General features: G+C 73.8%; 20 protein-coding genes and 1 riboswitch. Of the genes, 8 read left to right on the top strand and 12 right to left on the bottom strand.

Annotated features, from left to right (window positions below; all coding sequences use genetic code 11):
• Positions 1-27: 27 nt before the first annotated feature.
• Complete coding sequence (locus A949_RS0125005; protein ID WP_019358783.1) at positions 28-2,007, bottom strand: anthranilate synthase family protein; 1,980 nt, start codon at positions 2,005-2,007, stop codon at positions 28-30.
• Between the two features lie 335 nt (positions 2,008-2,342).
• Between A949_RS0125005 and A949_RS0125000 the strand changes: the two genes are divergently transcribed.
• Positions 2,343-3,692, top strand: coding sequence for a class II 3-deoxy-7-phosphoheptulonate synthase (locus tag A949_RS0125000; RefSeq protein WP_019358782.1), 1,350 nt, complete (start codon positions 2,343-2,345; stop codon positions 3,690-3,692).
• Positions 3,693-3,847: 155 nt separating this feature from the next.
• Positions 3,848-4,135 (top strand): (2Fe-2S)-binding protein, encoded by a 288-nt coding sequence (locus A949_RS0124995; protein WP_019358781.1) that lies wholly within the window; start codon positions 3,848-3,850, stop codon positions 4,133-4,135.
• 122 nt (positions 4,136-4,257) lie between these two features.
• Here A949_RS0124995 and bfr read toward each other — a convergent pair whose 3' ends face one another.
• A complete protein-coding gene (bfr, locus tag A949_RS0124990) occupies positions 4,258-4,746 on the bottom strand; it encodes a bacterioferritin (protein ID WP_019358780.1) in 489 nt (162 codons plus the stop codon).
• A gap of 215 nt (positions 4,747-4,961) precedes the next feature.
• Here bfr and A949_RS0124985 point away from each other — a divergent pair, with 215 nt between their 5' ends.
• Positions 4,962-5,585, top strand: coding sequence for a sulfite oxidase-like oxidoreductase (locus tag A949_RS0124985; RefSeq protein WP_026005007.1), 624 nt, complete (start codon positions 4,962-4,964; stop codon positions 5,583-5,585).
• Positions 5,586-5,724: 139 nt separating this feature from the next.
• On the opposite strand, the gene A949_RS0124980 is transcribed toward A949_RS0124985, so the two are convergent.
• The 6 genes from A949_RS0124980 to thiO form a co-directional block, all read right to left on the bottom strand.
• Complete coding sequence (locus tag A949_RS0124980; protein WP_019358778.1) at positions 5,725-6,603, bottom strand: deoxyribonuclease IV; 879 nt, start codon at positions 6,601-6,603, stop codon at positions 5,725-5,727.
• Positions 6,604-6,608: 5 nt separating this feature from the next.
• Positions 6,609-7,391, bottom strand: a complete 783-nt coding sequence (locus A949_RS0124975) for a transglycosylase SLT domain-containing protein (RefSeq protein ID WP_019358777.1) — start codon at positions 7,389-7,391, stop codon at positions 6,609-6,611.
• 395 nt (positions 7,392-7,786) lie between these two features.
• Positions 7,787-9,829, bottom strand: a complete 2,043-nt coding sequence (gene pknB / locus A949_RS0124970; protein WP_026005006.1) for a Stk1 family PASTA domain-containing Ser/Thr kinase — start codon at positions 9,827-9,829, stop codon at positions 7,787-7,789.
• A gap of 158 nt (positions 9,830-9,987) precedes the next feature.
• A complete protein-coding gene (locus tag A949_RS0124965; protein ID WP_019358775.1) occupies positions 9,988-10,785 on the bottom strand; it encodes a thiazole synthase in 798 nt (265 codons plus the stop codon).
• 7 nt (positions 10,786-10,792) lie between these two features.
• Positions 10,793-11,011: a sulfur carrier protein ThiS gene (gene thiS, locus A949_RS0124960; protein ID WP_019358774.1), complete on the bottom strand. Its 219-nt coding sequence runs from the start codon at positions 11,009-11,011 to the stop codon at positions 10,793-10,795.
• Positions 11,008-12,228 (bottom strand): glycine oxidase ThiO, encoded by a 1,221-nt coding sequence (gene thiO, locus A949_RS0124955; RefSeq protein WP_019358773.1) that lies wholly within the window; start codon positions 12,226-12,228, stop codon positions 11,008-11,010. Before thiO ends, thiS begins: the two co-directional genes overlap by 4 nt.
• A riboswitch (TPP riboswitch) is annotated at positions 12,226-12,339 on the bottom strand. It overlaps the preceding gene by 3 nt.
• 110 nt (positions 12,340-12,449) lie before the next feature.
• On the opposite strand from thiO, the gene A949_RS0124950 reads away from it, so the two are divergent.
• The 5 genes from A949_RS0124950 to A949_RS34455 all read left to right on the top strand — a co-directional run bounded on the left by A949_RS0124950 (position 12,450) and on the right by A949_RS34455 (position 17,133).
• A complete protein-coding gene (locus A949_RS0124950) occupies positions 12,450-13,727 on the top strand; it encodes an NAD(P)/FAD-dependent oxidoreductase (protein ID WP_051019627.1) in 1,278 nt (425 codons plus the stop codon).
• A gap of 33 nt (positions 13,728-13,760) precedes the next feature.
• Positions 13,761-14,135 (top strand): Rv2175c family DNA-binding protein, encoded by a 375-nt coding sequence (locus A949_RS0124945; protein ID WP_019358771.1) that lies wholly within the window; start codon positions 13,761-13,763, stop codon positions 14,133-14,135.
• A 108-nt stretch (positions 14,136-14,243) separates the two neighbouring features.
• The gene (gene thiE / locus A949_RS0124940) at positions 14,244-14,981 is read left to right on the top strand and encodes a thiamine phosphate synthase (RefSeq protein WP_019358770.1); all 738 of its coding nucleotides are present in this window, start codon (positions 14,244-14,246) and stop codon (positions 14,979-14,981) included.
• A 132-nt stretch (positions 14,982-15,113) separates the two neighbouring features.
• Positions 15,114-16,052, top strand: coding sequence for a methylenetetrahydrofolate reductase [NAD(P)H] (gene metF / locus A949_RS0124935; RefSeq protein ID WP_051019626.1), 939 nt, complete (start codon positions 15,114-15,116; stop codon positions 16,050-16,052).
• A 46-nt stretch (positions 16,053-16,098) separates the two neighbouring features.
• Positions 16,099-17,133 (top strand): hypothetical protein, encoded by a 1,035-nt coding sequence (locus A949_RS34455; RefSeq protein ID WP_019358768.1) that lies wholly within the window; start codon positions 16,099-16,101, stop codon positions 17,131-17,133.
• A 49-nt stretch (positions 17,134-17,182) separates the two neighbouring features.
• Here A949_RS34455 and A949_RS0124925 read toward each other — a convergent pair whose 3' ends face one another.
• The 4 genes from A949_RS0124925 to A949_RS0124910 all read right to left on the bottom strand — a co-directional run bounded on the left by A949_RS0124925 (position 17,183) and on the right by A949_RS0124910 (position 22,622).
• Entirely contained in the window at positions 17,183-18,631 is a 1,449-nt protein-coding gene (locus A949_RS0124925; RefSeq protein WP_019358767.1) for a phytoene desaturase family protein, read from the bottom strand.
• A gap of 283 nt (positions 18,632-18,914) precedes the next feature.
• Entirely contained in the window at positions 18,915-19,550 is a 636-nt protein-coding gene (locus A949_RS0124920) for a TetR/AcrR family transcriptional regulator (RefSeq protein ID WP_019358766.1), read from the bottom strand.
• 32 nt (positions 19,551-19,582) lie between these two features.
• Positions 19,583-21,811, bottom strand: a complete 2,229-nt coding sequence (locus A949_RS0124915) for a YhgE/Pip family protein (RefSeq protein ID WP_026005004.1) — start codon at positions 21,809-21,811, stop codon at positions 19,583-19,585.
• Positions 21,783-22,622, bottom strand: a complete 840-nt coding sequence (locus A949_RS0124910) for an ATP-binding cassette domain-containing protein (protein WP_019358764.1) — start codon at positions 22,620-22,622, stop codon at positions 21,783-21,785. The genes A949_RS0124915 and A949_RS0124910 overlap by 29 nt, the downstream gene beginning before the upstream one ends.
• Positions 22,623-23,021: the final 399 nt, after the last annotated feature.

Genomic DNA, 23,021 nt, shown 5'->3' with positions numbered 1-23,021 from the left:
CCCTCCCGGTCCGGGCGGGCCCGGCGGTCAGTCCGCGGTCCGTGCCGTGTCCCGCGCCACTGGGCGCTCCGCGTCGGCCGCGGTCAGCAGCCGTGCCGTCACCGCCGCGCCGTCCAGCGTCAGCACCGACTCCGGGTGGAACTGCACCCCGGCGAAGCCGGGCCCGCGCAGCGCGTGGACCTCGCCGCCGACCGGATCGCGGCTCAGCTCGACGCCGTGCAGCGCCAGCTCGGCGGCGGCCTCCTCGTCGCAGCGGGCGGTGTAGGAGTTGTAGAAGCCGACCGTCTCCGGCCGCCCGAACAGCTCGATCACCTCCTGGGCGCCCTGGTGCGGGCGCTGCTTGCGGACCAGTTCCAGGCCCAGCTCGGCGGCGAGCAGCTCGTGCCCCAGGCAGACGCCCAGCAGCGGCTGCCGCCGGGCGCGCACCAGATCGGCGGTCAGCGCCCGCAGCAGCCGCATCTTCGGGTCGGCCGCGTCGCGCGGATCGCCGGGGCCCGGTCCCAGTACGACGGGTCCCTCGTGCCGCAGCGCCGCCCGGTGCAGCCCCGGCTCGTCGTAGCGGCGCACCCGCACCCGGTGTCCGGTCGCGCCCAGCAGGTGCGCCAGCATCGAGGTGAAGGTGTCCTCGCCGTCGACGACCAGCACCGGCGCCGCACCGGTCGGCGCGGGCCCACCCACCCGCATCCGCAGCCAGAACGGTGCGAGCCCCGAACGCCGCTCCGCCAGCGCGGCCTGCACCCGGGGGTCGTCCGCGAGCTGCGGGCGCGGGCCGCCGGCCGGTCCGGCCGGTGCCTCGCGCACGCCCAGCGCCGTGAGCACTCCCGCCGCCTTGGCGTGCGTCTCCGCCACCTCGCCGGCCGGGTCGGAGGCGCGTACGAGCGTGGCGCCCACCGGCACCCGCAGCCGTCCGGAGCGGGGGTCGATGTCCGCGGTGCGGATGAGGATGGGGGAGTCCAGTGTCTGGGCGCCGCCCTCGTCGTGGCCGAGCAGGGCGAGCGCTCCCGCGTAGTAGCCGCGTCCGCCCCTCTCGTACCGGCCGAGGACCCGGCAGGCGTTCTCCACCGGGGAGCCGGTCACCGTGGCGGCGAACATCGTCTCGCGCAGCACCTCGCGCACGTCCAGTGTGCTGCGGCCGCGCAACTCGTACTCGGTGTGCGCCAGGTGGGCCATCTCCCGCAGCCGCGGTCCGACGACGACGCCTCCCTCGTCGCCGACGGTGCACATCATCTTCATCTCCTCGTCGACGACCATGGAGAGCTCCTCGCTCTCCTTGCGGTCGGCCAGGAAGTCCAGCAGCCCCGCCGCGTCCGGGCCCTGCTCCGGGTAGCGGTAGGTGCCGCTGATCGGGTTCAGCACGACGGTCCCGCCGCTCATCCGCACATGCACCTCCGGGCTGGCGCCCACCAGCACCCGGTCGCCGGTGTGCACGACGAACGTCCAGTAGGCGCCCTGCTCGCCGCGGAGCAGCCGGCCGAAGAGGGCGAGCGCGTCGGCGCGGGAGAAGCCGGGGACGTGTGCCTCGTAGTCCCGGCGGATCACGAAGTTGGCGCCCTCGCCCGCTCCGATCTCGTCGCCGACGACCCGGCGGACGATCTCCTCGTAGGCGTCGTCCGGCACGTCGAAGGCGCCCTGCTCGACCCGTACGCGGTGATCGGGCAGCGCGGCGAGGGTGTCGGCCCGGGGCAGTTCGTGGCGCTCCTCGGGCAGCAGCACGGACAGCGGGGTGCCGTCGTCGGCGACGTCGAACCCCCGCTCGCGGATCTGCCGGAACGGTACGAGCGCGAGCGCGCCGGCGCGGTCCGCCGGGGGCACCGGCAGGTCGGCCAGCCGCGCCGGGTGCCGCACGCTGCCGATGAGCACCTCGACGACATCGGCGTCCCGGCCGGGGGTGCGCCTGCGCAGCAGTGCGAACGGCGGCGCGTCGTCCCGGGCCAGCCGTGCGACGAGGGCGGCGGGTGAAGCGGTGGCGGCTGGGGAGGCGGGTGCGGGTGCGGCGGAGTGGAGCATGCGGGGTCCCTTCGCGAGTACGGAGGAACGGCCGCGGACATGCGAAAGGCCGCCCCTCGGGCGGCCTGGCGCGTGGCTGAGCTCTCAGTGCATACGCGCGTCGTGGCGGGCCGCCGTGCGGGCGGGCCACCACCAGTTCATGGTCGACAGCGCGTGCATGCCGGACACCTTAGCGGACGCGGCCCCGCGCGGCGGCTCCGCGAGCTGCCCGGGGCGGCACCGGGCAACGGGCGCCGGCGCCTGCCGGTGACCGCGGTCTCGCCGGGGCTGTGATCGCGGTCTCGGATGGCGGGCAGCCGGACGGAGCGCGCGCGAAACCCCGTAACCTTGGGTCCGTGACTGTGAACGCCCACTCCGACGCCGGTGCCCAGACCTGGCGAGACCTCCCTGCAGCACAGCAGCCCGACTGGCCGGACCACGAGGCGCTGCGCACGGCTCTGACCGAGCTCGAGTCCTATCCGCCGCTCGTCTTCGCGGGCGAGTGCGACCAGTTGCGGGAGCGGCTGGGCTCGGTCGCGCGCGGTGAGGCGTTCCTGCTCCAGGGCGGCGACTGCGCCGAGGCGTTCGACCAGGTCAGCGCCGAACACATCCGCAACAAGCTCAAGACGCTGCTGCAGATGGGCGCGGTGCTCACGTACGCGGGCTCGGTTCCGGTCGTCAAGGTCGGCCGGATCGCCGGCCAGTACAGCAAGCCCCGCTCCAAGCCCACCGAGACCCGGGACGGGGTCACGCTGCCCACCTACCGGGGCGACTCGGTCAACGGTTTCGAGTTCACCGCGGAGGCGCGCAGGCCGGACCCGGAGCGGCTGAAGCGGATGTACCACGCCTCGTCCGCCACGCTGAACCTGGTCCGCGCCTTCACCACCGGCGGCTACGCCGACCTGCGCCAGGTGCACGCCTGGAACCAGGACTTCGTCAAGTCCAGCCCGTCCGGGCAGCGGTACGAGGCCCTGGCCCGCGAGATCGACCAGGCGATGAAGTTCATGCACGCCTGCGGCACGGACCCCGAAGAGCTGAAGACGGTGGAGTTCTACTCCTCGCACGAGGCCCTGCTGCTCGACTACGAGTCGGCTCTCACCCGGGTCGACTCGCGCAGCGGCGATCTCTACGACGTGTCCGGGCACATGGTCTGGATCGGCGAGCGCACCCGGCAGCTCGACGGCGCGCACATCGAGTTCGCCTCCCGGGTGCGCAACCCGGTCGGGGTGAAGCTGGGGCCGACGACGACCTCAGAGGAGGCACTCGCGCTCATCGAGCGGCTGGACCCGGACCGCGAGCCGGGCCGGCTCACCTTCATCACCCGGATGGGGGCGGACAAGATCCGCGACCGGCTGCCCGAGCTGGTGGAGAAGGTGACCGCCTCCGGCGCCACGGTCGCCTGGGTCTGCGACCCGATGCACGGCAACACCTTCGAGGCGGCGAGCGGCCACAAGACGCGCCGTTTCGACGATGTGCTGGACGAGGTCAAGGGCTTCTTCGAGGTCCACAAGGGCCTGGGCACCCACCCCGGCGGCATCCACATGGAGCTGACCGGCGACGACGTCACCGAGTGCGTGGGCGGCGGCGACGAGATCTTCGTCGACGACCTGCACCAGCGCTACGAGACGGCCTGCGACCCGCGGCTCAACCGCAGCCAGTCCCTCGACCTGGCCTTCCTCGTCGCGGAGATGTACCGCGACCAGTGAGCTGCCGCGGCTGCGGGAGAGCCGCTCCGCGACCCCACCGCTGGGGCCCGCGTCCGGTGTGACGCGGGCCCCAGCGGTGTATGTGGACACACCCGGACGGGTAAGGTTAGGTTAACCTCAGCAAGGCTGACCGATCCGAGGCGGAGGTGACCCGCGTGTACGTCTGCTCGTGCTTCGGCATCACCGAAGAGCAGGTGCGACAGCACGCGGCGGCGGGGGCGTGCACCCCGCGCCAGATCGCTTCCGCCAGCAAGGCGGGTACGGACTGCGGCTCCTGTGTGCGCCGCATCCAGGGCATCCTGGGCCGCGGCGAGTGCCCCCGCGGGGCGGCGCCGGGCCGCGGCGGGGCGACCCTCGTCACCCGCGCGGCGCAGGCCGGTGCCGCCGCACCGGCCGGGATCGCCGTCGCCGCGGAGCCGGCTGCGGCAGCGCACGCGGCCTGATCCGGGTCAGGCGCCGCGCGCCGCCTGACCTCCGCGCACGGCCGCTCCGGGGGAGCGCGCACCATCGCCCGCCGCCGGCCCGCTGTCGCCCGCCGCCTGCTGCGGTGCCCCCGCTCCGGCCCTCAGGTCTCGTCCGCGGCCTTCTGTTCGATCTGCTGGGCGAGGTACAGCGGCTCGCCCAGCTTGTCGACCAGGTCGAGCTGGGTGTCCAGGTAGTCGATGTGGTGCTCCTCGTCCGCGAGGATGTCCTCGAAGATGTTCGCCGAGGTGATGTCGCCCTTGTTGCGCATCAGCTCGATGCCGCGCTTGAGCCGGTCGATCGCCTCCACCTCGATCTGCCGGTCCGCCCGGAACATCTCCGCCACGGTCTGGCCGACCCGCACATGGAAGAGCCGCTGGTAGTTCGGCAGGCCGTCCAGGAAGAGGATGCGGTCGGTGAGCCGCTCCGCGTGCCGCATCTCGTCGAAGGACTCGGAGCGGGTGTACTCGGCGAGTTTCGTCCAGCCGAGGTGCTCCTGCATCTTCGCGTGCAGGAAGTACTGGTTGATGGCGGTGAGCTCGGCGGTGAGCTGCTCGTTGAGGAACTCGATGACCTCGGGGTCGCCCTGCATGGTGGCGGGCTCCTTCCAGCGGCATGGCGCGGGTACCGGGCAGAACGCGCGTGGCGCGCAATCGCGCATCCTGTCACCGCCCACCGGCCGGGTCCAGTAAGTGAAGGCTTACCGGATGTGCCCGTATTTGCGGAGGTGAGCTGCGACGACAACGCGCCGACCGCCCGCCAGGGGGTTGGTCGGGACCATGGCCCGGGGTCTGTCACCATGGGGGCATGGGTCAGCCGCAAAGCCGCGAAGGGGAGCAACCGGAGCTTCCGCCCGGGCAGCGGCTCCAGCGCGGGTGGCCGGTGACGCACTACGGCCCGGTGCCGAAGTTCCGCCGGGAGCGCTGGGAGTTCCGGGTCTTCGGGGCCACGGCGGACGGCGAGAAGCACTGCTGGAACCACGAGCAGTTCTCCGTGCTGCCCTATCGCACCGTCGTAGCCGATCTGCACTGTGTCGCGAAGTTCAGCATGCTGGGCGCCGAGTGGGGCGGCGTGCTCGCGCGCAGCCTCCTCGAGCTGGCCCCGCCCGCGCCCGACGCGACGCATGTGATGGTGTGGGCGGAGTACGGCTTCAGCGCCAACGTCCGGCTGTCGGACTTCACCTCCGCGAAGACAATCTTCGCCACGCACCGCGCCGGTGAGCTGCTGACCGCCGAGCACGGCTTCCCGGTCCGGCTCGTGGTGCCCCATCTCTACGCCTGGAAGGGCCCCAAGTGGGTCCGCGGCATCGAGTACATGAGGGCGGACCGCCGCGGCTTCTGGGAGGAGCGCGGCTACCACAACATCGGGGACCCCTGGCGGGAGCAGCGCTACTCCTACCAGGAGGAGCCGGGGGACGGTCCCGAGCTCTGAGCCGGGTGGGACACCCCCGAGCCGCCGGGCGCGGCGGTCCCGGTCGCGGACCGGGCGCGCAGCCGAAGTGCCCAGACCCTCCGTCCCGGGCGCGCGCCCCGCTGCCGCAGGCACCCGGGAGGCCGTCCCGGCACCCGGGTCATGCCTCCCTGAGCTTCTTCAGCAGCGCCACGTCGCCCGCGTGCCCGGCCTTGCCGCCCGGTGTCTCGATCACCAGCGGTACCCCCTCGGTCAGCGGGTGGGCCAGCAACTCGGCGAACGGGCCGGTCCCGATGTGGCCCGCGCCGATGTTCGCGTGCCGGTCCTTGCGCGCGCCCGCCACGTCCTGGGAGTCGTTGGCGTGGATCAGCCGCAGCCTTCCGGGGCCGGTGACCGACTCCAGTTCGCGCAGTGCGCGTCCCACCCCGCCGGGCGCGGCCAGGTCGTCCCCGGCGGCGAAGGCGTGGCAGGTGTCCAGGCAGACGCCGAGCCTGGGGTGCTGCTCCAGCGCCTCGAAATACGGGCCGAGTTCCCGCATCCGGGAGCAGAGCGACGCGCCCTGCCCGGCTGTCGGCTCCAGCAGCAGCCACGGGTCGTCCTCGTGGGTCAGCTCCTCCAGCAGCGGCATCATCAGCGCCCGCGCCTGGTCCAGTGCCGTCGCCCGGGCGCGCCCTCCGGTGGCGGAGCCGGTGTGGACGACGACACCCAGCGCGCCGATGGCGCGCCCGCGCCGCAGCGAATGCCGCAGCGAGTGGACCGACTTCGTCGCGGTGTCCTCGTTGTGCGAGCCGAAATTGATGAGATAGGGAGCGTGGACATAAACCGGAAGTCCACGTGCTGCGCAGGCGGTGCGGAATTCCTCGTCCTGTTCCCTGTTTCCCGTCGGCGTCGCCCAGCCGCGCGGATTCGCGACGAAGACCTGGAGCGTCTCGGCTTCGATGTCGGCGGCGTAGGAAAGGCCAGTAGCGGCCAGGCCCCCGGCTACGGGGACATGGCCGCCAATGGGATTGCGCAGGTGCTGCGTCTCGTTCGTGGTCACACCACTCAGTATGCCGAGTTGACGTTGTCCATCGAACCGTACCGGTCGGCCGCGTAGTTGCAGGCGGCGACGATGTTCGCGACCGGGTCGTACTGGTCCCAGGCGGTGCCCTCGACGTGGTAGGTGTCGAAGGTGGGCTTGATCACCTGGAGCAGGCCCTTGGAGGGCACGCCGTTCTGGGCGTTGATGTCCCAGTTGTTGATGGCGCGGGGGTCACCGGCGGACTCGCGGATGATGTTGCGCTTGATGCCCTCGTAGGAGCCGGGGATGCCGTGCTTGGCCATGATGGCGCGGGCCTCGCGGATCCAGCCGTCCAGGTTGTCCGGGTAGCTGGGCGCGGCGGCACGCTTGGAACGGTCGGCCGCGGCCTTGGCGGCGCGCTCCTTGGCGGCCGCTGCCTCGGCCTTCTGCTGGGCCGCGGCCTTGGCGGCGCGCTTCTCGGCGTCGGCCTTGATCGCGGCGGCCGCCTCGTCGGTGCTGGTGAAGCTCTTGGCGGTGGTGGCGGCGTTCTTCACGCTCGCCACCTGCCGGGTGTCGGCGGGTGCAGGGGCCATGGACTGCTGCTGGGCGGTGAGGTCCTTGCCCTGGGCGGGCAGCACCGAGGAGTCGGAGCTGAAGGCGACGCTGTCGGCCTGGACCTTCTTCGCCGTGGCCTGGCCGGCGTCGCCGTGGTGCGCGGTGCCGGGGAGGACCGTGAGGGCCAGGGCGGCGGCGCCCGCGGTGCCGATGCCTATCGTCGAGATCTTCTTGGCCTTGGAGCTGAGACTGAGGCTGGAGATGCTGGGCATGAGGAAGTACGGAACCTTTCATCGCTGGCGTCGTGTCGCAGTGGCGGGGAGCCGGAGAGACGCGCCGAGTGCTGATTCGGCGCCGTGCGACGACCGCAATTGTTAAAGGGTCCGTTCTGCGGAATCAAAGGTGTGACGTACTACCCGAATTCGTGGCGGGGGGTGGCCCGCGGGCGGGTATTCCGGGACCGCATTCCAGGTCGCGCCGCGGATTTCTTTCCCACTAGGCGTCTTCGTAGGTGACGTGCGTCCTATGGGTGGGGTCACACGCCACCAAGTCCCCTGGTACACCCCGTGACGGGATATGCGCGTCAAGTCGGACATACTGCGCCGAGGTGTGGCGGGCCGGTCACCGGGAGAGCCCCGCCACGGGCAGCCGCGCCCGGCGCGCGGGCTCAGCGCAGCCAGATGGTGATCGACGAGCCGCGGGGCGCCTTCTCTCCCCCGTCGGGGGACTGGTTGAAGACGGTGTCCCCGAAGAAGATGCGGCGCACCGTCACCTCGAAGCCGGCCCCCTCCAGCTTCTCGGTGGCCTCGTCCTCGCTGCTGCCCTCCACGTCCGGCACCTCGATCATGTCGGGGCCCTTGGAGACCGTCAGCGTCACCGTGTCGCCCTCGGCGGCCCGGGCGCCGTCGGTCGGGGACTGGCGGGCGATGCTGCCCTTCTCGTGCTCGGAGTGGACGCGCTCGGTGGCGATCCGGACCTTCAGACCCGCCTTCTCCAGCTCCTCGGTCGCGTCGCTCCGCTTGTCGCCCACCACATCGGGCACCTCCACCGGCGCCCCCTTGGAGACGGTGAGGGCCACCGCGGCGCCCGGCCTGCGCTTGCTGCCCGGCTCGGGGTCGGTGGCGAGCACGGAGCCCCGCGCGGTCTCCTCGTCGAACCGCCGCTCGACCGTCCCCGGCTTCAGACCGGCGTCCTCCAGCTTGCGGCGGGCGTCCGACAGCGGGGTGTCCTCGAGGTCGGGCACCTTCACCACGTGCGGGCCGCGCGAGACGGTCAGCGTGACCGTGCCGGTCTTGCGGACCCGCTCACCCGGCTCCGGGTCGGTGCCGATGACGTGGCCGCGCTCCACCCGCTCGCTGAAGTCCTCCTCCACCTTCACATCCAGTCCGGCCTCCGAGAGCGTCCTGGTCGCCGCGGCCCGGGTCTCGTCCAGCACCGCGGGGGTCCGCACGAACTGCCCGGAGTTGACGTACCAGATACCCGTGCCGACCAGCGCCACCAGCAGCACGGCCAGGGTCACCAGCACCCAGCGCGGCTGCACCCTCCGCCGCCGGCCCCCGGCACCCGCGCCGGAGCCGCCCGGCGGGTCGGCCGGTGGCGGCGACAGCAGCGCCGTCCGGTTGAGATCCGAGTCCGAGTCCGGGGCCGGGCCGGCGGCGGGACCCCCGGCGGGGCGCGGGATCACAGAGGTGTCGGCCTCGGACCCGGCGGTGGCGTACGCGGCCGCTGCGGCGATGTCTCCGGAGATCCCCGAGACCCCCGAGAGCCGCGCCGCGTCCTCGGCCGGGCCGGTGCCGCCCTGCGTGGCCTGCGGCGGGACCGCGTCCAGCTGCTCGTCGGTCAGTTCCGCGCGGACCGTGCGGGCCCGCGCCAGCAGGGCGACCGCGTCCTCGGGACGCTGCTCGGGGGTGCGCGCCGTCGCCAGCGCCACCAGGCCGTCCAGGGCCGCCGCCATCCCCGGCACCGCGGCCGAGGGTGCCGGCATGTCCTTGTTCAGATGCTGGTAGAGCACCTGTGCGGGCGAGCCGCCCGAGTGCGGTTTGCCGCCGGTGAGCATCTCGTAGAGCATCACGCCGCACGCGTACAGGTCCGTACGCGGCGTGGCCGTGCCGTCCTCGATCTGCTCGGGCGCCAGATAGGAGACCGTGCCCAGGATCGAGTCCGTCGTCGCCGAGGTCTGGCTGTCCACCGCCCGCACCAGGCCGAAGTCGGCGACCTTCACCCGGCCGTCGTCCCCTATCAGCACGTTCTCCGGCTTCACGTCCCGGTGCACGAGACCGGCCCGGTGTGCCGCGCCCAGCGCCGCCAGGACGGGTTCCAGCACGTCGAGCGCCGCGCGGGGGCGCAGGGCGCCGCGGTCCCGCAGCACGTCGCGGAGCGTGCAGCCCTCCACGTACTCCATCGCCAGATAGACGTAGGTGCCGTCGGTGCCCTGGTCGAAGACCCCGACCACGTTGGCGTGCGCCAGCCGGGCCGCGGACTTGGCCTCCCTGATGAAGCGGGTCACGAACGTCTCGTCCGCGGAGAGGGAGGTGTGCATCACCTTCAGGGCCAGCACCCGGTCCAGCCGGGTGTCCACCGCGCGGTAGACGGTCGCCATGCCGCCGATGGCCACCCGGGCCTCGACCCGGTACCGGCCGTCGAGCACCTGTCCGACCAACGGGTCTCCTCGTCCGTAGGCAGGCGACGGGTCCTGGAGGGTGGTGTCCATTGCGCCGAGTTTACGAGGGAGGTGCGGCGCCGGGGCCGCGTGGTTGCGGGTTGCCGCTGTTCTGGGGCCGAACGGTGACACTCCGTGGCGCCCACCGGGGGTGAGCGGCGCCGCCGGGAGGGTGCCCGGGACCGGACTTTGGCCCCGGCGGAGGGCCCTCAGCCGAAGGCCGGGCGCTCCGGGTCCAGCGCCGCGACGCCCTCGGTGGGCGACGACGCCTCGGCGAAGTGGCGGCGCGGGATGCGGCCCGCGCGGAAGGCCAGCCGCCCCGCCTCGACCGCGTGCCGCATGCCCTCCGCCATCAGCACCGGCTCCTGGGCCCGGGTCACCGCCGAGGCCAGCATCACCGCGGCGCACCCCAGCTCCATGGCCAGCGCCGCGTCCGAGGCCGTACCGGCCCCCGCGTCCAGGATCACCGGGACGCCCGCGCGCTCGGTGATGAGCCGGAAGTTGTGCGGGTTGCGGATGCCCAGTCCGGAGCCGATGGGGGAGCCGAGCGGCATGATCGCCGCGCAGCCCGCCTCCTCCAGCTTCCGCGCCAGCACCGGGTCGTCGTTGGTGTACGGCAGCACCGTGAAGCCGTCGTCCACCAGCGTCTCGGCGGCCTCCAGCAGCTCGACCGGGTCCGGCAGCAGGGTGCGCTCGTCGGCGATGACCTCCAGCTTCACCCAGTCGGTGCCCAGCGCCTCGCGCGCGAGCCGGGCGGTGAGCACCGCCTCACCCGCCGTGTAGCACCCGGCGGTGTTCGGCAGCACCCGGATGCCGTGCCTGTTCAGCACCGAGAGCACCGAGCCGCCCACCGAGGGGTCCAGGCGCCGCATCGCGACCGTCGTCAGCTCGGTTCCGGAGGCCAGCAGCGCCCGTTCCAGGACGTCCAGGCTGGGTGCGCCTCCGGTCCCCATGATCAGCCGGGAGGTGAAGGCGGTGTCGCCTATGGTCAGCGGATCGTCGGCCATGGCCGGCTCAGCCTCCTTGGACTGCGGTGAGGATCTCGACGCGGTCGCCCTCGCCGAGCGCGGTCCGGGCCCAGCGGCCCCGGGGGACCACGTCCTCGTTCAGCGCCGCGGCCACTCCGCCGGGCGCGGCGGTGAAATCGGCCACGAGCCGGTCGAGGGTGAGGCCCGCGGCCACCCGGCGGGGCTCGCCGTTGACCGAGACGGTCGTCGTCGGGGCGGAGGTCATACGGGCTGCTCCTGGGGCTCGCGGGGGTCTGTGGAGGCGAAGCGCCGCGGTGCGAAGGGCCGGGCCGGTGCGGGCAGCTCGCCCGTGGCCAGCAGCTCGGCGAGCACGTCGCCGGTGACGGGGGTGAGCAGGACGCCGTGCCGGTAGTGGCCGGTGGCCAGGTGCAGCCCGGGCAGCGCGGTGGGCCCCAGCAGCGGCGCGTTGTCGGGGGAGCCGGGGCGCAGTCCGGCACGGGTCTCGGCCAGCGGCAGCTCGGTGACGCCGGGCACCAGTTCGTGCGCGTCCCGCAGCAGCTCGTAGACCCCGCCCGCGGTGACCGTGGTGTCCCAGCCCAGCTCCTCACTGGTGGCTCCGACCACCAGTTCGCCGTCCGCGCGCGGCACCAGGTACAGAGCGCCGCCGCGTACCACCGCGCGGACCGTGCGGGAGAGAAAGGGGCCGGCCGTGCCGCCGGGCATCCGCAGCCGCAGCACCTGCCCCTTGACCGGGCGCACCGGGGGCGCCACCCACGTGGGCAGGCCCTCCAGGGTGCCGCTGCGGGCGCCCAGCGCGAGCACCGTCTGCTCCGCGCGCAGTTCGGTGCCGTCCGCCAGCGCCGCCCCCGCGGCCCGGTCCCGCGGGTGCAGCAGCCGCACCGCGCGGGAACGCCGGAAGGCGACTCCCGCGCGCTCGCAGGCCCGCAGCAGCGCCGCGGCCAGTCGCCGGGGGTCGATCTGGTGGTCGCCGTCCACCCGGGCTCCGCCGCGCACCGAGGGCGCCAGCATCGGCTCCAGGCGCCGGCACTCGCGACCGGTCAGCCACTGCGACTCCAGCCCGCACCGCTGCTGGAGCGCGTGCAGCTCGCGCAGGTGGGCGCGGTCGTCGGCGTCGAGCGCGACGGCGAGGGTGCCGCAGGCCCGGTATCCGGTGTCCAGGCCGGAGGCGTCCTCCAGTTCGGCGACGAACTCCGGGTAGCGCGCCGCCGAGGCGAGGTTGAGATCCAGCAGGGTCTCCTCGCCGTAGTGCAGTTCGGTGACGGCCGCCAGCATGCCCGCCGCCACCCGTGCGGCGCCGCCGCCCGGTTCGGGGTCGGCCACGGTGACCGCCAGGCCGCGTTGCGCGGCCCGCCAGGCCGTCACCAGGCCGATCAGGCCGCCGCCGAGGACGAGCACGTCGGGGCTCGCCGCGTGGGTGCCGGTTCCGGTGCCGCTTCCTGTGCCGTTCCCTGTGCCGCGCATGGCGCTGCCGCTGCTCCCTTCGCCGGAATGACCCGGATCAGGTTCGGACGGTCGGAGGCCGCCGCAGCCTCCCTCTCAGCCCGGTGCGTCCGGGCTCCCGCGTATTCATGACTGCCGCGGCCCACCCTACTGCGGTGCGTGCGGCGCCGGTAAGCCGCGCCGGGGCCCCGCGGCGGACGGCCCTACGACCACGACCGGACGCCGTCTCCGTCCGGTGGCCGATGGCTCCGGGAGCCGACCGGCATACAGTGAACGATGTGAGCGACAGTCAGAACCAGCAGCGGGTCGTGATCGTGGGCACCGGTATGGCGGGCGTGCAGACCGCCGTGCAGCTCCGCGAACAGGGCTGGCCCGGCTCCGTGCGGCTCCTCGGGGCCGAACCGCACCCGCCCTACGACCGGCCCCCGCTGTCCAAGGCCGTGCTGCTCGGCAGGGGCGAGGAGGCGGAGGTGCCGCTCTTCGACATCGACTTCGCGGCGCTGGGGATCGAGCTGGAGCTGGGCCGGACCGCCACCGGGCTGCGCCCCGGCGAGCGGCTGCTGGTCACCGACGCGGGCCCGGTCCACTACGACCGGCTGGTGCTGGCCACCGGCGCCGAGCCCCGCGTCCTGCCCGGGAGCGCGGGCGTGCCCGGCGTCCATGTGCTGCGCACCCTGGACGACGCGCGGCGGCTGCGGCCGGTGCTCGCCTCCCGCGGCAGCGTCGTGGTGGTCGGCGCCGGGTGGATCGGCGCGGAGTTCGCCACGGTCGCCCGCGAATGGGGCTGCGAGGTCACCGTGCTGGAGACCGCCGCCGCTCCGCTGCCGGGCGCGCTCCCGGCCGAGGTCTCCGCACCGATGCGGGCCTGGTATGCGGAGGCCGGGGCGACGCTGCGCACCGGCGCCGCCGTCGCCGCGGTCGAACGCGGCGCGGTGCTGCTCGCCGACGGGACGCGGCTGCCGGCGGACGCGGTCCTGGTCGGGATCGGGGCCCGGCCCGCCACCGGCTGGCTGGCCGGTTCCGGGGTGGCGCTCGGGCCCGACGGCTCCGTGCTGGCCGACGCACGGCTGCGCAGCTCGGTCCCCGACTGCTACGCGGTCGGCGACTGTGCCTCCTTCCCCTCGGCCCGCTACGGGGAGCGGCTGCTGATCCACCACTGGGACAACGCGCTCCAGGGCCCCCGCACGGTCGCGGCGAACCTGCTCGCCGAGGGGCACGCCGACGGCGAGCCGGAGACCGTCGCCTACGATCCGGTGCCCTACTTCTGGTCCGAGCAGTTCGGCCGCTTCGTGCAGTACGTCGGCCACCACGCTCCCGGGGACGAGCTGGTGTGGCGCGGTTCGCCGCTGGACCCCGCCTGGAGCGTGTGCTGGCTGCGCGGCGAGCGGCCGACCGCGCTGCTGGCCGTCGGCCGTCCGCGCGATCTCGCGCAGGGCCGGAAGCTGATTCAGCAGGGCACTGCCGTGGACCGGACCGTGCTGGGCGACGCGGCCGTGGCCCTGAAGAAGGCCGCGCGGTAGTGACCACCGGTTTCGGATGGCAGTCTGGAACCCGTGACCGAGATTGACGCAAAGACCGACGCGCTCGTCCCCGCCTGGCTCGCCCTCCCCGATGTCGCCGAGATGCTCGGCGTCGAGGTGACCCGGGTGCGGCAGCTCGTGAAGGAAGGCCAACTGCTCGCGGTGCGGCGGGAGGCGGAGTCCGGGAACCGGGTACTGCAGGTTCCGGCCGCCTTCGTGGGCGAGGGCCGGATCGTGAAAGGCCTGGCGGGCACCATCACCCTGCTGCGGGACGACGGCTTCAGCGACGAAGAGATGCTCGAATGGCTGTTCACCGAGGACGAGTCGCTGCCCGGCTCGCCGGTGACGGCGCTGCGGGAGAACCGGGGCACCGAGGTCAAGCGCCGGGCGCAGGCACTCGCCGTCTGATCCGGCCGCCCGCGGCGGCCCACCAGCACACCGACACCACCGGGTGCGTGGACCTCCCGGGGTCCACGCACCCCCTCCCGGGGGGAACCGAACACCGCCATGTCCCGTATGTCCCGCTCGTCCCGCAGCACCGCCACCCCGCCCGCCGCGTCCCCGGGCTCCGCTCCCGCCCGTGAGCGGCTCGCGGAGGCGCGGCTCTACCTGTGCACCGACGCGCGCACGGCGCAGGGCGACCTGCCCGCGTTCCTGGACGCCGTCCTGGCGGGCGGTGTGGACATCGTCCAGCTCCGGGACAAGCGGCTGGAGGCGGCCGAGGAACTGGCGCAGCTCGACGTGTTCGCCGAGGCCTGCCGCCGGCACGGGGCCCTGCTGGCCGTGAACGACCGCGCGGACGTGGCCCACGCCGCCGGCTCCCAGGTGCTCCATCTCGGCCAGGGCGATCTGCCGGTTCCCGCGGCCCGCGCCCTGCTCGGCGACGACGTGCTGATCGGCCGCTCCACGCACAGCCCCGCCGAGGCGGACGCGGCGCTGGTCGAGCCGGGCGTCGACTATTTCTGCACCGGGCCCTGCTGGCCGACCCCCACCAAGCCGGGCCGCCCCGCACCGGGGCTGGATCTCGTCCGTCACACCGCCGCCCGTACCGGCACAGATCCGACGTCTCGCCCGTGGTTCGCCATCGGCGGCATCGATGCGGGCAATCTCGACCAGGTGCTGGACGCCGGGGCCCGCAGGGTGGTGGTGGTCCGGGCGCTCACCGAGGCCGATGATCCCGGGGCTGCCGCCGCCTCGCTGGCCGCGCGGCTGCGGGAGGCGGCTGCCGCGGATGCCCGTCCCCCGGCGCCGTGACCGCACCGGCCGCTTAGCACGGGGGGCGGGACTGTCCAACAGGTGGACCTCGGCCATCCGGGAAACGGACAGATCCCCTCGTAACGCCCCGGTGTCGAGCCGCTCTGCAGGCCAGGCCGCTAGCCTGCAGACATGGCCATCGGTATCTCAGCTCCCAGGACAGACCGTCCGCCGACTGTGCGTGATCTGCTCGCGAGCGGAGAGCAGTCCTTCTCCTTCGAGTTCTTCGCGCCGAAGACCGCGAAAGGCGAGCGGACGCTGTGGGACGCGCTGCGACGCATCGAGGCGGCGTCCCCGACCTTCGTGTCCGTCACCTACGGCGCGGGCGGTTCCTCACGCGAGGGCACGGTCCGCAACACCGAGCGCATCGCCAACGAGACCACGCTGACCCCCGTCGCACACCTCACGGCGGTCAGCCATTCGCGGGCGGAACTGCGCAATGTCATCGGGCAGTACGCCGCTGCGGGCATCCGCAACGTGCTCGCACTGCGCGGCGATCCGCCCGGCGATCCGCTGGGGGAGTGGGTCAAGCACCCCGAGGGGATCGACTACGCCTCCGAACTCGTCGAACTGATCAAGGAGTCCGGCGACTTCTGCGTCGGTGTCGCGGCCTTCCCGGAGATGCACCCGCGCTCCACCGACTGGGACAGCGACATCCGGCATTTCGTGAACAAGTGCAAGGCCGGTGCCGACTACGCGATCACCCAGATGTTCTTCCAGGCGGAGGACTATCTCCGGCTGCGGGACAGGGTCGCCGCCGCAGGCTGCAGCACGCCCATCATCCCGGAGATCATGCCGGTCACGAGCGTGCAGCAGATCGAGCGGTTCGCGCAGCTGAGCAACGCCACGCTGCCGGCCGGGATGATCGAGCGGCTGCACGCGGTCCGGGACGATCCGGCGGCGGTACGCTCGGTCGGGATCGAGTACGCCACGGACTTGTGTGCGAGGCTGCTCGCCGAGGGTGTCCCGGGGCTGCACTTCATCACGCTCAACCACTCCACGGCGACGCTGGAGATCCACCAGAATCTCGGTCTCCGGGAGAGGGCTACCCTGGGCCTTCGCAAGGCTTGAGCCACGGGTCCGCCCAAGGGGCGGCGGGAGCGGAAGAGGGGCGTAGATGGGCTGGACGGTCCTCTATATCGCGTTCGGCATCGTTGCGCTGTGGCTGCTGGGCGAGGTACTGCTCCAGTACAAGGCCCGGCTGCGCTGGCGGCTGCTGGCCCTCACCGGCTTCCTCGGTGTGGTGGTGGGGACGGCGCTGCCGTCGGTCGTCGTGATCGGCCTCGGCATCGCGGCCTTCGCCGTCGGGCAGACCTTCGTCACGCTCTCGGTACGGAGCGGGTTCACCGCCGGGTGGGCACTCGGCGGTGGCCCCGGCTCCAGTCGGCGCCGCCGCGGCGCGCCCCCCGGTCCGGACACCGCCTCGCTGGAGGTCTCCGACCTGCGCACCCACGACCCCGCCGACACCCCGGCCGAGGGCACCGCCATGGTGCCCGACCCGGTCGACGACTACGGCCAGCAGGGCTACGGCCAGCAGGGCTACGGCGATCAGGAGCCCGCCGTCTGGGGCGACCCCGGCGGCGACCCCGGCGGCCAGGAGACCGGCTACGGCTACCCGGGCCAGGACCCCTACGGCCCCTGCGGTCCCTATGGCGGCTACGGCGGATACGAGGAGGAGACCTCGGTCTTCGCCCCGGCCCCCGACCAGCCTCCCGCCCACGGGGACGGCGGGCACGGCCACTACGGCGGATACCAGCAGTACGCCGGCTACCAGGACCACACCCCGGTCGGCGGGCCCGCCGGCTACCCGGACCACTCCGGCCACCAGGACCCGGCGGACCACACCGGCTACCAGGACCAGGCCGGCTACCAGCAGTACCAGGACCCGTACGCGGGCTACGGCGGCCAGTACGGCGACGGATACGGCTATCCGCAGCAGCCCTACCAGCCCGGGGTGCCCGAGACGCCGCCGGGCGGGGTCTGGGTACCCCAGCAGCGCGACGGCGGCGCGCCGCTGCCCCCGGCGGAGCCGCAGCCCTACGGCTACGACCCGTACGCCGACGCCCACGACGCCGCCGCCCAGCAGCCCCAGCCGTACCCGGAGCAAGCCCCCCGGTACCCGCAGGACTACTACGGCGGCGGCCCGTACTGAGCCCCGGCCGCACCGGGCCGGCCATCCGCACCGGGCCCGGACCGCCTGCTCAGACCGAGCCGCGCCACTCCGGGTCCTGCACCAGCCCGGCCACCATGGCACCCGTCATCCCCGCGGCGGGCAGTCCGCCGCCCGGATGGGACCAGCCGCCGGCCGCGTAGAGCCCCGGCAGTCCCGTCGCGTTGGCGGGGTGCAGAAAGGCGCCACCGCCGCCGGACAGCCCCGGCGGCGGCACCCGCCCGCCGGGAGCCCCGGTCTCCGCCTCGATCGCGGCGGGGGAGCGCACCTCGCGCCACAGCACCCGCTCCCGGAGCCCCAGCCCCGCCGCGTCCGTCGTCGCCAGCAGGCTCTCGGCGAGCGGCTGCGCCGCCTCCGCCGGCAGGCCGCCGGGCACCGGCAGCGTGAGAACGGCCGTCTCGTGCGCGTCGTCCGGGCGCAGCGCCGGATCGTCCGGCCGCAGCACGGTCAGCGGCTGCCCGGGAGCCTCCGCGCGGTGCACCAGCGTGCGGTGCGGGGTACCGGCGGGGCGGGCACCGCGCAGCGCGAGCAGCACGGTGAGCCGGGACATCCCCCGGTCCGCGCTTCCCTGCCCGCCGGGTGCGGCCGGTCCGCCGCTCGCGACCACCACCTCCGCGTCCACCGCCGAGCCGTCGGCGAGCTCGACACCCGCCGCCCGCCCGTCCTTCTCCCGCACTCCCGCCACCGGGCTGTCGAAGCGGAAGGCCACCCCGCGGGCCCGGCAGCGTGCGTGCAGCGCGTCGGCCAGCGCCCGCAGACCGCCGCGCACGTACCAGGTGCCGAAGGTGTCCTCGACGTAGGCGAGGGCGGCGGCGCTCGCGGGCGACGTCGCCGGGTCCAGGCCCTGTGTCCAGACGGAGCCGCACAGCATCGCCGCCAGCCGGGGGTCGCGCAGCTCGTCCCGCGCGACCTCGGCCAGTGCCGGCGCGGCCGTCCCCAGCCCGCGCAGGACCCGGGAGAGCCGCAGCAGCCCCTTCGGACGCAGCGCGGGATAGGCGCCGTCCGCGGCGAGCAGGTCCCGCGAGGAGGGCTCGGCACGCAGCGGCTCCTCCAGCAGCGGCCGCCGGGTGGCCTCCCACGCCGTCCGGGCCCGGGTCAGCATCGCGGACCAGCGTTCGCCCGCCCCCTCGCCCAGCGCGTCGTCCAGCGCGGCGATCACCTTGCCCCGGGAGGCGTCCGGCAGCGTGACGGCGCTCCCGTCGGCGAACACATGGCGGGCGGTGACGGGAACCTGGACCAGCTCCACCACGTCCTCCAGCCGCTCGCGGCCGGTCTTGACGAACAGGTCGCGGTAGACGGCCGGAAGCTGTAGCAGCCCCGGGCCGGTGTCGAACACGAAGCCGTCGCGCGCGTACTGCCGCACGGCCCCTCCGTAGGTCCCGGTGCGCTCGTGCACCACGACCTCGTGCCCCGCGACGGCCAGCCTGGCCGCCGCCGCCATGCCGCCCATCCCCGCCCCGACCACCACGACCCGTGCCATGTCCACCGACCCTAGCGGCTCCCGCCCGGCACCCCGGCGCCGCCTGTCCCGACCGCGGGAGTAGGTACCGGTACTCAGGCGGAATCTTGAGTACCGGTGCGGATGGGCGCCGTTCGCGCGGGCGGCAGAGTGAGGACCCGCGGGAGGGCGCGGGCCGCACCGCCGACACGGGGCCGCGGAACGGCGCACGGTGCCCTCCCGTGAGAACCGTGGCGCGGCCGCCGGGCGGCCGCGCACCACGCCGCCTCGGCGGCGACGGACCGGCGCGGCGGGGACGGCCCTTTCAGCCGGGACGGCCCGCGCCGACCCGGCCCTGGAGGAGCAGGGACAGCGCCCCGTGCACGTCCTCGATCGAGCGCTCCGGCTGGAACGCCTTCCAGTCGAGTGCGGCCACCAGCACCATCCCGACGAGCGCGGCGGCGGTGAGCTGCACGTCGATCTCCTCGCTCAGCTCCCCCTCCGCGACGCCGGCGCGCAGTACGCCCTCCACCACCGCGACCGCTTCCTTGCGCACCATCAGCAGGGTGTCGTTCCAGGCCCGTCCGGTGCGCCACAGTTCGGCGACGTAGAGCTGGGTGAAGGCGGGGTAGTGGTCGATGAACTGCAGCCCCGCGCGGACCATCGTGTCGAGCGCGTCCACCCGGCTGCCGCCCCGGCCGTCGGTCTCCTCCGCGGCCTTGCGCAGATCGGCGGTGAGCAGCTCCACGCCGTGCCGCAGCAGCTCCTCGAACAGCTCGGTCTTGCTGGTGAAGTTGTAGTAGACCGTGCCCTTGGCCACCCCGGCCCGTTCGGCGATCTCCTCCACGGTGGTGGAGGAGAACCCCTGCTCGGCGATGAGGGTGACCGCCGCATGGAAGAGCTTGTCCCTGGTGGCACTGCGGCTGCGGGAAGTGGAAGGGCTGGTCCGGGCGCTTGTCATGCGGCCATTCTCCTCTCGCGGGCGTCCGGGCCTCACAGCGAGATCTCCGGACGCAGCCGGTCCAGCGTCCACACCTGCTTGCGGCGCGCGGTGACCGCCGTGAGCGCCAGGGCGCCCGCGGTGAAGGCCAGCAGGACCAGGCAGGCCCGCTGTACCGGCCACAGTTCGCCGCCTGTGATCAGGTGCCGCAGCCCCTCCACCACGTAGCTCATCGGCAGCAGCGGGTGGAGCACGTTGAAGAAGTGCGGGCTCGTCTGGATCGGGTAGGTGCCCCCGGCCGAGGTCAGCTGGAGCATCAGCATCGCCAGGACGAGGATCCGGCCCGCGGGCCCGAAACGCGCGTTGAGGAACTGGACGACGGCCGTGAAGCACGCCGTCACCAGCATCAGGAAGCCCACCGTGGCCAGGCCGCGCGCCATCTGCAGTCCCAGTCCCCAGTGCAGCACGCTCATCAGCGCGGCCACCTGGGCGACTCCGATCGCGGCCACCGGCAGCCAGCCCGCCAGCGCGATCCGCCAGGCGGGGGCGCCCGCTGCCAGCGCCCGCCGGTTCAGCGGCTGGAGCAGCATGTAGGCGATCATCGCGCCCACCCAGAGCGAGAGCGGGATGAAGTAGGGCGCGAAGCCGGTGCCGTAGTTGGGTGCCGCGTGCGCCTTGTGCGAGGCGAGGCCGACGGGGTCGGCCATCACTCCGGTGCGGTCCTCGCGCTCCTTCTTGCCGTAGTCCGGGATCTTCTCCGCGCCGTCGTGCAGGCCGCCGGCCAGTTCCTCGGAGCCGTCGGCCAGCTTGAACAGGCCGCCGTCGAGGGAGGCGGCGCCGTCGGAGAGCTTGCCCAGTCCGGTGTCGAGCGAGGCGGCGCCGCTCTTGGCGGTGCCCAGCCCGGTGTGCAGCTTCCCGGCGCCCTTGGCGACCTTGTGGGCGCCGCTGTTGAGCTCGTTGATCTGCCGCACCGCGTCGGCCACGTCCTGGTCCAGGTGCGGGGCCCGGTCGGCGACGGCGTCCGCGGCGCGGTTGAGGTCGTCGAGGTGGCGGCCGAGTTCGTCGAGGTTCTGCTCGTTCTTGACGTACCCGTTGACCTTCGCGGCGACCTTCGCCGAACGTTCGGCGGCGGCCACGGCCTTCTTCAGCTCCGAGCAGGAGTCGGGGGCCAGGCCGGGGGCCCGGGTGGACGGGTCGGGCCGCCCGGTCGCGGTGGCCCCGCCGCCGGACTGCGGCGTACCGCCGTCGGCGCCTTCGCCGCCGGTGCTCCCGCCGTTTTTGGGGAGCGCCCCGGTCGGGGAAGGCGCGGGTGTCCCCGGGGCACCCTTGCCGCAGCGTGCTTCGTGGAGTGCGGAGAGCGCGTCGGCGGCCTTGCGGGTGTCGGTCTGCGCACGCCGCGCCTCGCCGGGGAGCTTGCCGAGGTTCTTCTTCAGCGTCCTGCTCGTCCGGGCCACTTCCCGCGCCGCCTTGCCGACGTCCCCGCTGTGCGCCCGCAGGAACGGACGGACCTTCTCGGCTTCGCCGTTGACCTTGTCGGCGAGCTTCTGGGTGCCCTCGGCGACCCGGTCCGCGCCCTTCTCCAGGGACCCGGCGCCCTTGTGCAGGTCGGCCGTGCCGTTCTTCAGGCGGCCGCTGCCCTCCTCGGCGTCACCGAGTCCGTTCTTGAGCCTCCCCGCGCCCTTCTTCGCCTTGCCGATGCCGTCGCCCAGGTCGTCCGCGCCCTCGGCGGCCTCGGTGGTCTTGCTGTGCAGGGTGGAGAAGGAGACGTAGATCTTGTCGAAGAAGCCGCGCGAGACCTTGCTGGAGGCGCTGGAGCGGACCTCGGAGAAGACGGTGCGGGAGATCTGCCCGACGATGTAGTTGTTGGCGTCGTTGGTGCGCACCTCGAGCGCACCCGTCTCGGGGGAGTCGCCCGAGCTGGAGGAGACCCGCTTGCTGAAGTCGGCGGGTATCGTCAGCGACAGGTAGTACCGCCCGTCCTCGACGCCCTTGCGGGCGTCGGCCGCGCTGGTCTCCTGCCAGTCGAAGGAGTCGCTGTCGTGCAGCCCCTTGACGATGTCGGCGCCCGCGTCGACCTGCTCGCCCTGCACGGTGGCGCCCCGGTCCTCGTTCACCAGCGCCACCGGCACCCGGTCCAGCCGCTCGTAGGGGTTCCAGAACGACCACAGGTACAGGGCTCCGTACAGCAGCGGAAGCAGCAGCATCGCGGCCATCGCCGCCCGCGGCAGCCGCCCCCTGCCGAACCGCTTGAGCTCAAGCGCGGCTAGCCTCGGCGAGCGCATCCTCCGCCCCCTCCTTGTCGTCCTCGGCGTCCTTGTCGGCGTTCTCGGCGTTCTCGGGCGCGTCGCCGGAGGGCCCGGAGCCGTCCGGGCCGGTCCGTGCACCGTCCGGGCGCGCCGCGCCGGTGCGGACCACCACGGCACCCTCGGGCGGCGGTTCGCTGCACACCGCCAGCACCGTGGTGCCGGCGTCGGCCACCGCGCGCAACAGCTCCCAGGCCGCCGCGCGTTCGGTCGCCGACAGCTTCAGATCCACATCGTCGACGGCCACCAGCCGGGGCTCGCCCAGCAGCGCCAGCGCCATGGAGAGCCGCAGTTCCTCCAGCCGCCCCAGGTCCCGCACGGCCGTGCGCCCGCCCCTGGGCAGCGCGTCCAGGTCGAGGCCGGCGGTGTCCAGGGCCGTCTCCAGCCGCTCCCGGCTGGCCGCGGCCCGCTCCCGGCGGGGGCGCAGCAGCCCGCGGAGCGGACCGTCGAACCGGCGCTGGAGCAGTACGCGCTCGCGGAGCTGCTCGGTGACGGTCAGCGCCGGGTCCAGGTCGTTGACGCCGGGCACCGGGCCCAGCGCGGTGATCCGGCGGACGGCGGCGAGCCGCTTGGGCAGCGGGTGCCCGGCCACCTCGGCGTGTCCGCTGCCGGCTTTCATCCGGCCGGTCAGCGCCAGCAGCAGGCAGGTGCGGCCGGAGCCGGACGGCCCGGTCACCGCGATCAGCGAGCCCGCTTCGCCGGTGAATCCGATGCCGTCGAAGACGGGGCCGCGCGGCCCCTTCAGCCCGAAGTCCGCCGCCGAGACGGCGGCTCCTCGCCCGTGTGCCACGGCCCCTCCCGCTGTGTCTGCGTGTCGCTGCGCCGGCCGGCGCGCCGTGCCCGGCTCCCGCGCCGGGCACGGCGACTTTTGAACTGACTGGTCAGTTCAAAGTATGCAGCAGACCGTGCCCGGCGCGCCAATCCGGCGCCGCCTCCGGCCGACAGGGCCCCGGCAGTTCGCCGCCCGGCGCGGTGTATGCGCAGGTCAGGGCCGATTGTCAGTGGCATGCGCCACGATGTGCCCATACGACCGGTTCCCGAACCGGTATCAGCCGACGGGAGGTTGATCCACGTGAAGCGTCCGTCCCGGGGAGCACGCCCGGTGCCCCCGCAGCCGACAGCGCCGCCCGCCAGCCACCCCCACGACATCCACCCCGTGCTCCGCAGGGCCACCGCCCCGCCCGCCGCA

Origin of the sequence: Streptomyces sp. AA1529 (assembly GCF_000280905.1) — a bacterium.
GTDB lineage: Bacteria > Actinomycetota > Actinomycetes > Streptomycetales > Streptomycetaceae > Streptomyces.
Note: the sequence above shows the minus strand (reverse complement) of the source record. Positions and strands in the feature narration are given on the sequence as shown.